The sequence below is a fragment of the Pantoea sp. Morm genome (genome assembly GCF_016643525.1).
Classification (GTDB): Bacteria; Pseudomonadota; Gammaproteobacteria; order Enterobacterales; family Enterobacteriaceae; genus Pantoea; species Pantoea dispersa.
Genome location: NZ_VOQX01000129.1, coordinates 1 through 10030 on the forward strand (window position 1 = coordinate 1; position 10030 = coordinate 10030).

General features: G+C 56.8%; 12 protein-coding genes. 8 read left to right on the plus strand and 4 right to left on the minus strand.

Translation table 11 applies throughout. From position 1 onward, the window contains the following. Positions 1 to 449 (plus strand): NAD(P)-dependent oxidoreductase (locus FT726_RS24555; protein WP_346303608.1); only part of this gene is annotated, 449 nt, incomplete at its 5' end. A gap of 27 nt (positions 450 to 476) precedes the next feature. On the opposite strand, the gene FT726_RS24560 is transcribed toward FT726_RS24555, so the two are convergent. Together FT726_RS24560 and FT726_RS24565 are read right to left on the minus strand one after the other, a co-directional pair. After that, on the minus strand, positions 477 to 947 hold the full coding sequence (locus tag FT726_RS24560) for a hypothetical protein (RefSeq protein ID WP_021508122.1): 471 nt from the start codon (positions 945 to 947) through the stop codon (positions 477 to 479). Further along, positions 940 to 1731: a hypothetical protein gene (locus tag FT726_RS24565; RefSeq protein WP_058774975.1), complete on the minus strand. Its 792-nt coding sequence runs from the start codon at positions 1729 to 1731 to the stop codon at positions 940 to 942. Before FT726_RS24565 ends, FT726_RS24560 begins: the two co-directional genes overlap by 8 nt. 358 nt (positions 1732 to 2089) lie before the next feature. On the opposite strand from FT726_RS24565, the gene proP reads away from it, so the two are divergent. The 3 genes from proP to FT726_RS24580 all read left to right on the plus strand — a co-directional run bounded on the left by proP (position 2090) and on the right by FT726_RS24580 (position 5963). Further along, positions 2090 to 3595, plus strand: a complete 1506-nt coding sequence (gene proP, locus FT726_RS24570) for a glycine betaine/L-proline transporter ProP (protein WP_021508120.1) — start codon at positions 2090 to 2092, stop codon at positions 3593 to 3595. A gap of 299 nt (positions 3596 to 3894) precedes the next feature. Continuing rightward, positions 3895 to 4872 carry a porphobilinogen synthase gene (gene hemB / locus FT726_RS24575; protein WP_346303609.1) on the plus strand — a complete coding sequence of 326 codons (978 nt, stop codon included), beginning with the start codon at positions 3895 to 3897 and terminating at the stop codon, positions 4870 to 4872. A gap of 116 nt (positions 4873 to 4988) precedes the next feature. Beyond that, entirely contained in the window at positions 4989 to 5963 is a 975-nt protein-coding gene (locus tag FT726_RS24580) for a diguanylate cyclase (protein ID WP_264250285.1), read from the plus strand. 7 nt (positions 5964 to 5970) lie between these two features. Here the strand turns inward: FT726_RS24580 and FT726_RS24585 are convergent, their stop codons facing one another. After that, positions 5971 to 6939 carry an alpha/beta fold hydrolase gene (locus FT726_RS24585; RefSeq protein WP_407075090.1) on the minus strand — a complete coding sequence of 323 codons (969 nt, stop codon included), beginning with the start codon at positions 6937 to 6939 and terminating at the stop codon, positions 5971 to 5973. Positions 6940 to 7311: 372 nt separating this feature from the next. On the opposite strand from FT726_RS24585, the gene FT726_RS24590 reads away from it, so the two are divergent. Both FT726_RS24590 and FT726_RS24595 read left to right on the plus strand, forming a co-directional pair. Beyond that, complete coding sequence (locus FT726_RS24590) at positions 7312 to 7806, plus strand: helix-turn-helix domain-containing protein (protein WP_058759336.1); 495 nt, start codon at positions 7312 to 7314, stop codon at positions 7804 to 7806. Positions 7807 to 7887: 81 nt separating this feature from the next. Further along, complete coding sequence (locus FT726_RS24595) at positions 7888 to 8448, plus strand: hypothetical protein (protein ID WP_346303610.1); 561 nt, start codon at positions 7888 to 7890, stop codon at positions 8446 to 8448. Here FT726_RS24595 and FT726_RS24600 read toward each other — a convergent pair. Beyond that, a complete protein-coding gene (locus FT726_RS24600; RefSeq protein ID WP_088516543.1) occupies positions 8413 to 8760 on the minus strand; it encodes a hypothetical protein in 348 nt (115 codons plus the stop codon). The two genes, FT726_RS24595 and FT726_RS24600, sit on opposite strands and share 36 nt — an antisense overlap. A 178-nt stretch (positions 8761 to 8938) precedes the next feature. Here FT726_RS24600 and FT726_RS24605 point away from each other — a divergent pair, with 178 nt between their 5' ends. Continuing rightward, a complete protein-coding gene (locus FT726_RS24605; protein WP_346303611.1) occupies positions 8939 to 9691 on the plus strand; it encodes a S6 family peptidase in 753 nt (250 codons plus the stop codon). 25 nt (positions 9692 to 9716) lie between these two features. Then, positions 9717 to 10030: hypothetical protein (locus FT726_RS24610; protein ID WP_346303612.1), on the plus strand; the 314-nt coding region annotated here is incomplete at its 3' end.

The window sequence follows — 10030 nt, forward strand, 5'->3', positions numbered from 1 at the left end:
GCGTGTGCGCCTGGAGCCAGAACCTGAGCGAAGCACGCGCAGCGGCGTGCGGCGCAGAGAAGATGGCTTCGCTGCCGGCGCTGCTCAGGGCGAGCGATGTGGTATCGATTCATCTGGTGCTGAGTGAGCGCACCCGTCATCTGCTGGACGACGCGGCGCTGGCGCACATGAAGCCGGGCGCGCTACTGATTAACACCTCGCGCGCCGGGATTGTCGATCAGCAGGCGATGATCAGCGCGCTGCAGTCTGGTCAGCTGGCGGGCGCCGGGCTGGATGTCTTTGAACAGGAGCCGCTCCCTGCCGATCATCCCCTGCGTCAGCTGCCGAACGTGCTGGCGACGCCGCATCTGGGCTACGTCGCCGACACTAATTACCGCACCTACTTCAGCGAGGCGGTGGAAGATATTGCTGGCTGGCTGCACGGCGCGCCGCTGCGCTCGCTGCTTTAAGCCCCCAGCGCGTCGACAGCATCAGGGTTAGCTATGGCAGTACAGGCGCGGCAGCCCGGCATAATTAATCATCTGGTCGCCATTTGGCAGCTGGTACATCTGGTAATAATCGTTATTGCCCTCGCGCGCTGGCGAAAACACGATCTGCGCCGCCAGCGCGGGCGGTACGGTGTCGTCTGCCAGGATACGTACGTTGCGCGTGGTGCTGAGCATGAAATCGCCCTGGCGGCGCCAGGTGGTATCGGATACGCGATGCAGGCGATAGTGGCGATCGCGTACCGTGACAGTGCCGGTCAGCGTTGAGCTGCCGCTGCCGTCCGCCTTAAAGCGCGTGCGAATGGTGGCATCAATCGCGCCAGCCGGCGCGCCTTCATGATCAATACGATACGGTACTTCACACCACTCCGGTACCGGTTCTGCCGGCCGCAGCAGCAGCGCCAGCGCCCACGGCAGCACAAAGGCCAGCACCACTGCCGTGGTGATTATCGCTTTACGCATCGGGTATCTCCTGCGCTGACACCATCCATGAAATACATTCGTTGTCCTTCTGCGCGATCGGTTTGGCGCACAGGAAGGTGCTGGAAAAGAGTCGGGTGCGCACCGGGTTGATGTACACCATCGGCGGCGCTGAGCCATCCGGCAGGCGCGGCTGCCACTGCCGATAGCGCCGCAGCGCGTCCTGCACCACCCACGAATCGGCTTTCAGATGGCTGGGAATAAACACCTGACTGTTCTGGATGCGCAGCAGCGGCCGGAAATCCAGCGCATCGTGCTGCACCGGCGCAAACATCTGGCGTGCCAGCAGCGCCAGCGCGACATTCACCAGCAGCAGCGCAACGATTACCCAGCGCAGCACAGGCCGCTTTTTCTTGACGCTGGCCGGCGCGGGCGCAGGTTGCGGACTGACCACCGCTGCCGCTGGCGCCGCCACCGGCTCATCGCTCAGCGGCGCCACATCGACCTGATCGGCCAGCACGCAGCCAATCAGCGGCACCTGATGCACCAGCGGCCCCGGCGCGTGTGCCAGCTGCGCCTGCTGATTGATGGCGGCAATGGTGGCCGTCAGGCGTTCGGCGAACGGTGTGTCGCTGGGGACGCGCTGGAACAGCGCATGCAGGGTCTGGTTGCGCACCAGTTTGCCATCCGCGTCAATCACGCGCCGCAGAATGGCGGTTTGCAGCGGCGTCAGTGCCACGCGGTGCGCGGGCGACTGCACCGGAAAGAGGACCTGCTGGTCAACGTCAAAACAGAGACTTTTTGCAAATAAAACAAAGCGTGCCATGCGGCGCCCGATCTCCGGCAGAGAAACTGGCGCAAGTATAGATATTTTCGCTCGCCCGCGCATCTGCGCTGCGGCCTGCGTCGCGATTCAGACAATTTTTTTGCCGCGATTGCGGACCAAAACGGCCATAGTTTTAGCCAAAAAATAGCCAGTTATTGGCGGAAACATGACAAATATCACATTTAAACGGTATACTCTGTCGCGGGATGCAATAATTACCTGAGTAATAATTGCTTTGGCAGGCCAGGGAAAAAACCACTTTCACGGCTATGCTTTAATTTTCTCAACGCCGCGGACTGAATGCTCCACCGAGTCCGCAGCGTTGAGGACTTTTTGAATTCCAATACAGGGTAACCTCATGAAATTACGTAGGAAGCGTGTAAAACCTATTGGGCTGGATGACGTCACGATTATCGATGACGCTCGTTTACGTAAGGCCATTACCGCCGCGTCACTCGGTAACGCGATGGAATGGTTCGATTTCGGTGTTTATGGCTTTGTGGCCTACGCGCTGGGTAAAGTGTTCTTCCCGGACGCCTCGCCTGGCGTGCAGATGATTGCCGCGCTCGGAACCTTCTCGGTGCCGTTCCTGATCCGTCCGCTGGGCGGCCTGTTCTTCGGCATGCTGGGCGATAAATACGGTCGCCAGAAAATCCTGTCGATCACCATTGTCATCATGTCGATCAGTACCTTCTGTATCGGCCTGATTCCTTCTTACGCCTCGATTGGCATCTGGGCACCGATACTGCTGCTGCTGGCGAAAATGGCGCAGGGCTTCTCGGTAGGCGGGGAATATACCGGTGCGTCAATCTTCGTCGCCGAATATTCGCCAGACCGTAAGCGCGGCTTCATGGGAAGCTGGCTGGACTTCGGTTCGATTGCCGGCTTCGTGCTGGGCGCGGGCGTGGTGGTGCTGATCTCAACGGTGATTGGCGAGCAGAAATTCCTCGACTGGGGCTGGCGTATTCCGTTCTTCCTCGCGCTGCCGCTGGGCATTATCGGCCTGTATCTGCGTCACGCACTGGAAGAGACGCCAGCGTTCCAGCAGCATGTTGAGAAGCTGGAGCAAGGCGACCGCGAAGGTCTGCGCGACGGCCCGAAAGTGTCGTTTAAAGAGATTGCCAGCAAACACTGGAAAAGCCTGCTGGCCTGTATCGGTCTGGTGCTTGCCACCAACGTGACCTATTACATGCTGCTGACCTACATGCCGAGCTATCTGTCGCATAACCTGCACTACTCGGAAGATCACGGCGTGCTGATTATCATCGCCATCATGATGGGGATGCTGTTTGTGCAACCGGTGATGGGCATGCTGAGCGACCGCTTCGGCCGCCGTCCGTTCGTGATCGTCGGCAGTATCGCCCTGTTCTTCTGTGCGATTCCGGCCTTTATGCTGATCAACAGTAACGTACTGGGGCTGATTTTTGCCGGTCTGCTGCTGCTGGCGGTGATCCTCAACGCCTTCACCGGCGTGATGGCCTCATCACTGCCGGCGATGTTCCCGACGCACATTCGTTATAGTGCGCTGGCCAGCGCCTTCAACATCTCGATTCTGATTGCCGGCCTGACGCCAACCGTGACCGCCTGGGCGGTGGAAGCCAGCAACAATCTGTATATGCCGGCTTACTACCTGATGGTGGTGGCGGTGGTCGGTCTGGTGACCGGTCTGTACATGAAAGAGACCGCCAACAAACCGCTGCGCGGCGCGACACCGGCGGCATCGGACCTCGAAGAAGCGCGTGAGATCCTGCAGGAGCATCACGACAATATCGAGCAGAAGATTGAAGATATTGATGAAGAGATCGCCCGCCTTGAGGCGAAGCGCAAAAACCTGGTGCAGCAGCACCCGGACATCAACGAGTAATCTGTCCTTTCACTCCCGCCACCCGGCGGGAGTTTTGTTTCTGCGGTGGCCGGGTGCGTGAGAATGTGTGCTGCGGTGAGGCTTCCAGGTGCGCATGAATGCGCACCCTACGGGTAACGGCGGGTTGGGATGCTGCGGTTGCCGGGTGCGCTGTAGGGTCGGCATTGATGCCGACCGGCAACAACGCCCGGCAACGACGCCCGCACCGCACCGCACCGCACCGCACACAATCCTTCATGCTACCCGGCGAAAAGGGGTAAACTGTCGCCACTTTTTTCACCAGCATAAGTTAACCGAGCATGTCTGATTTCAATCTCATTCAGCGCCCAAGAAGACTGCGCAAAAGCGCGTCGATGCGCGAACTGTTCCAGGAATCCCACCTCAGCCTGAACGATCTGGCCCTGCCGATCTTCGTTGAAGAAGGCGTGGATGATTACGTGCCAATCAACGCCATGCCGGGCGTGATGCGCATTCCGGAAAAACGTCTGGCGTACGAAATCGAACGCATTGCCAAAGCCGGTATCCGTTCAGTCATGACCTTCGGTATCTCGCACCACACCGATGCCATCGGCAGCGATGCGTGGAACGAAAACGGCCTCGTGGCGCGCATGTCGCGCATCTGCAAAGACACGGTGCCGGAAATGATTGTCATGTCCGATACCTGCTTCTGTGAATACACCAGTCACGGCCACTGCGGCGTGCTGTGCGATCACGGCGTCGACAACGACCAGACGCTGATTAACCTCGGCAAACAGGCGGTGGTTGCTGCGCAGGCCGGTGCCGACTTCATCGCGCCGTCAGCAGCAATGGATGGCCAGGTGAAAGCGATTCGCCAGGCGCTGGACGCGGCCGGTTTTACCGATACCGCTATCATGTCCTACTCCACCAAATTCGCCTCGTCGTTCTACGGCCCGTTCCGTGAAGCAGCGGGCACCGCGCTGAAAGGCGACCGCAAAACTTATCAGATGAACCCGATGAACCGCCGTGAAGCGATTCGCGAGTCGCTGATTGATGAAGCGGAAGGTGCAGATTCGCTGATGGTCAAACCGGCAGGCGCTTACCTTGATATCCTGCGTGATATCCGCGAGCGCACCACGCTGCCGCTGGCGGCTTACCAGGTGAGCGGTGAGTACGCGATGATCAAATTTGCCGCTCAGGCGGGCGCCATCGATGAACGCAACGTAGTGCTGGAGAGCTTAGGTGCCATAAAACGTGCCGGTGCCGATCTCATTTTCAGCTATTTCGCCCTTGATCTTGCCGAGCAAAAAGTGCTCTGATCCTCTCGTTACGCTAAACAATCGCGCATTACCGCGGTTGTTTAGTGCTCTCTGCCCCTGCGCGGGCACGACATCCGGTTTGCTGTAACACATCCATCATTAACAAGAGTTACGCGATGAAAGCACCTGCACTGCCTGAGGACGAATCACAGCGTCTGACCCAGTTACGTGCGCTCAACATTCTGCATACCCCCACAGAAGAGCGTTTTGACCGTTTAACCCGCCTTGCCCGACGTCTGTTTGACGTTCCGGTCGCGATGGTCAGCCTGCTGGAGAATGACTATCAATGGTTTAAATCCAGCGACGGTTTTGATCGGCCAACCACCGCGCGTAACATCTCTTTTTGCGGCCACACCATCCTGCAGGATGAGGTGATGGTGGTTGAGGACGCGCTGGCCGACACGCGCTTCAGCGATAATCCGCTGGTTACCGATGCAGACAATCCGGTGCGTTTCTACGCGGGCTATCCGCTGCGCACGCCGTCCGGTGCCAAAGTCGGTACGCTGTGCATCATCGATAATCATGCGCGCCAGTTCAACGCGGAGGATCTGCACGCGCTGCGCGATCTGGCGGCCATGGCCGAAGCCGAGCTGGTAGCGTTTCAGACCGCGACGTCCGATGAGCTGACGCAAATCACCAACCGGCGCGGCTTTATGACGCTGGGTCAGATGGCGCTGAATGAGTGCCAGCTGAAACAGCTGCCCGCCAGCCTGACGTTTCTCGATCTCGACGGTTTTAAGGCCATCAACGACCGGCATGGCCACCGCGAGGGCGACCGCGCGCTGATGGACTTTGCCGATGCCATGAAGGTGAGTTTTCGCCATGCCGACATCTTTGCCCGGCTCGGCGGCGATGAGTTTGTGGTGCTGCTGAACGGCATTCGGCAGGACGAGGCGGAAGCGACGCTGGCGCGCTTCGCCCACTATCTGCATAAACAGATGCAGGATCTGGAGCGGCGTTACACGCTGCAGTTTTCGTCGGGCATTGTGGAATTTGATCCGCAGCAGCCGCAATCGCTGGAGCAGCTGCTGGAAAGCAGCGACGCACGCATGTACGCCGCCAAGTACCAGAAAAGGCAGCCGCGCAGATAGCCGCTCCTTAATGCGCCAGGTCGTCAATCAGCGTCTGATTAAACTTCGCTGGCGCTTCCATCTGCGGCGCGTGCCCCATGCCGGGGAACTCAATCAGCCGCGCGCCGGGAATCAGCTGTGCCACCTGTTTGCCCAGCACATTGTAATGGCCGAGCTGCGCTTTCACCGCCGGTGAAGCGATATCGCTGCCAATCGCCGTGGTATCGGCCGTGCCGATCATCAGGGTGGTCGGCACCTTCAGGTCTTTAAACTCGTAATAGACCGGCTGGGTGAAAATCATGTCGTAGATCAGCGCCGAGTTCCACGCCACTTTCTCATGCCCCGGTCCTTTATTCAGCCCGGCCAGCATTTGCACCCATTTGTCATATTCCGGCTTCCACTGGCCGCTGTAATAGGTGTGCTGCTCATATTTCTTAATGCCCGCCGCATCGAGCTTCAGCTCGCGCTGATACCACTGATCCACTGAGCGCCACGGCGCACCCTTCGCCTTCCAGTCCTCAAGGCCAATCGGATTGACCAGCACCAGCTTCTGCGTCTGCTGCGGATACATCAGTGCGTAACGCGTCGCCAGCATACCGCCGGTGGAGTGGCCAACGATCACCGCTTTCTCAACGCCGAGCTGCGCTAACAGCTGATGGGTGTTTTGCGCCAGCTGCTGGAAGCTGTACTGATAGCGGGCAGGTTTGGTGGAGGTGCAGAAACCAATCTGATCCGGCGCAATCACGCGATAGCCCTGCTGGCTCAGCGCGTTGATGGTGTCTTCCCAGGTGGCAGCGCAGAAGTTTTTACCGTGCATCAGCACCACTGTCTGACCATTGGCCTGCTGCGCTGGCTTCACGTCCATATAGCCCATGCTGAGCGACCGCTGCTGGGAGGAGAAGGTAAAATGCTGCAGCGGATGCGGATAGTGAAACCCCTCCAGCTGCTCGCCATACACGGCCTCAGCGGCCTGCGCGCTGAGCGTGCCGCACAGCATCGCTGACGCCAGCGCTACGCTCAGTAACGGTTTTAATCGAAAACGAAACGTCATGTGACCTCTTCTGTACAGGGGAAAACCCTCAGTCTGGCACGAAAACCGCCGGTGGATATTGATGCGCCGTGCCGCCGCCCGTCACACCTTTGACTGTTAAGCCGCGCAAAGCGATAACCCATTTGCGTTAATAATAACGGCCGTAATTACGGCAACTATTCAACATCATCACAACATGTCGGCGATTAATTTCACGATAAACAAGACCAGTCTTGATGACAATTAATAAAAAAGCCATTTCCTGATAAAACTTTACGTTACGCCAGTGCTTAAAAAGTTTAATTTAATTACACTGTGTCGAGTTATTGGAGGACCATAATGATGCAGCAAAAATACAACCAAGGGGTGATTGATTCGGTGACCGAATGGATTATGGCCAACCTGGATCAACGTTTGAGCATTGATGATATTGCACTGAAATCTGGCTATTCCAAATGGTATTTACAGAAACTGTTTGCCCGTTACCATAACGAAACGCTGGCGCGTTATATTCGCAAAAAGAAACTGATTTGTTGCGTGAATGAGCTGAAATTCAGCCGCACACCGATTATCAGCCTGGCGGTTAAATACCATTTCGAAAGTCAGCAATCCTTTACCCGCTCGTTTAAACAGGTGATGGGCTGCACGCCGCTATTCTGCCGCAAACGTCAGCTGAGCGATGCTGCCGAAGCCCTGTTGCGCAGCAGTGACGATCCCTGCGCGCTGTGTCGCAAAGTCGGGTTTAATCGCAGCGAGCAGGAAAAACAGGTTGTTAATCCGGTAAGCGAAAATAATGGGAAGTTTCCAGCGCGTATTAGCTGCGCGGTACGTTAATCACGTCTGATATTTCGGGAAAATATTTTAACCGCGTGAGTAGAAGCGGCGCGATTTATTACGCTGATGTTCAGGTGCACCGTGTCCACTCAGGCATTGCGCAATAAATTGCGCCGCTACGGTACGTGCAAAATGTCATTTCGGTGCCTGTCGACCGCACAGATTGTAGCGGCGCGATTTATCGCGCTGATGTTCCGCCGCACCGTGCCCATCCGGGCATTGCGCAATAAATTGCGCCGCTACGGTACGTGCGAAATATCATCTCGGTGCCTGTCGGCCGCACAGATTGTAGCGGCGCGATTTATCGCGCTGATGTTGAATTGCACCGTGTCCATTCAGGCATCGCGCAATAAATTGCGCCGTTACGGTACGTGCGAAATGTCATTTCGGTGCCTGTTGACCGCACAGATTGTAGCGGCGCGATTTATCGCGCTGATGTTGAGGTGCACCGTGTCCATTCAGGCATTGCGCAATAAATTGCGCCGCTACGGTACGTGCGAAATATCATTTCGGTGCCTGTTGACCGCACATATTGTAGCGGCGCGATTTATCGCGCTGATGTTCCGCCGCACCGTGCCTGTCCGGCCGGTGAAACCCTTTTATTCCTCAGCGCACCGGCTGGCCCGGCAGCAGCTTATCTGACATCAACTGGCGACAAACAAACGCGTCCTGCCGCGCCTGCTGCTGCTGTTGCGGCGACAAATCCTGCCATACCGTTTGCAGATGCTCCGCCAGCCCGGACTGGAAATGAATCTTCTGCAGCGCGTAATCCGAATTACCGCCTTCAATAATCTGCTGCATCGCCTGCGCGCTGTTATCGCGCCCGTCATGGGTCAGCGTACAAAAGGTCGCGATGTAATAAGCCTTGTCCTCATCACTGTAATGCGGCATCAGCCACCAGACCAGCGCACTGATAACCAGCAGCAGCGGCAGCAGGAATTTGATTTTTAACATGGATTTATTGACCAGCTGAAAAAGAAACCGCCGCGATCTTAACAGATTCGCCGCGCCATGCCGCACGCCATTTTCAGGCTTTTCTCCGGCAGATTGAGACGAGGCTTAACGGGGGATACACCGATGTGCTTATAAAGTAGCCCGCTCAATTTTCCTCGTCATTCAGGGAATGAACATCATGAAAAAAAGCCAGCTGGCGCTGCTGATTGGTACCTTGTGCCTTAGCGGTTCACCCTATGCCGGGATTATGCGCCATGACATTGACGTGCAGGAATACCGCGATTTTGCCGAAAACCGGGGCAAATATGCTATCGGTGCCACCGATATTCCCCTCTATCGCAAAGATGGCAGCTTTGACGGCTATGTACTGGACGTGCCGATGCCGGACTTCAGTATGGTCAGCGACGAGGGTTTCAGCTCATTTATCGCGCCATCTTTTGTCACAGGCGCCAAACATGTTCGATATGTTCTGTCGCTGAATTTAGGCAAAAAAGCCAAATTTTCGCCGACTTACCGTGGCATTAACTACAATAATGATACTACGCGAGACTTTCATTTACCGCGGGTTAATAAGGTGGTCGTCGAAAGCGCGCCTTCGCCTTACATCGGCGGTGAAGAATTATTAGCGAATCGCAGTCGCTATACCGTATTTGCCCGCCTGGGTGCGGGTTATCAGCAAATCGACGATCCAGAAAGCGGTAAATTGATACCTATCGATGGCGCCTACGTCTATAACACCGGTGGAACCTTTAAACCCGGCGCCATTACAACTTTCTATCATTACTACATAAAGTGGCGAACCTTCGCGCCAGATAATCCGGCATTTTCTCCGTTGAGCATTGGTACCCGTTCAGGTGATAGCGGTAGTCCGATATTTGCCTGGGACAGTATCGACAAGCGCTGTAAAACTGCAGGCCAGCTGGATCGATAGCGATCGCAACCACAACGGCGCACAGGTGAGCTACGATAATCCGCTGCAGTGGCAGCTCTCCGGCGGCGTAAAATACGACTTCCGCCTCAACGAGAAGCTGAAGCTGGGCGCGGAAACGCGCTACGTGCAGCGCATCAGCCAGCGCGATCGGGTGGCGATTGGTGACGGCCAGCAGGCGGCGCACTTCGCCACCGGACGCGGCGGCAACAGCCTGCAGTACAGCGGTTACGCCGGCTGGCAGGTGCTGGACAATCTGGAGCTTAACACCCAGCTTCAGGGCCAGCAGCGCCTGACGCAGGAAGGCATCAGCGACTGGAATCTGCAGGCCGGTGTGAAAAT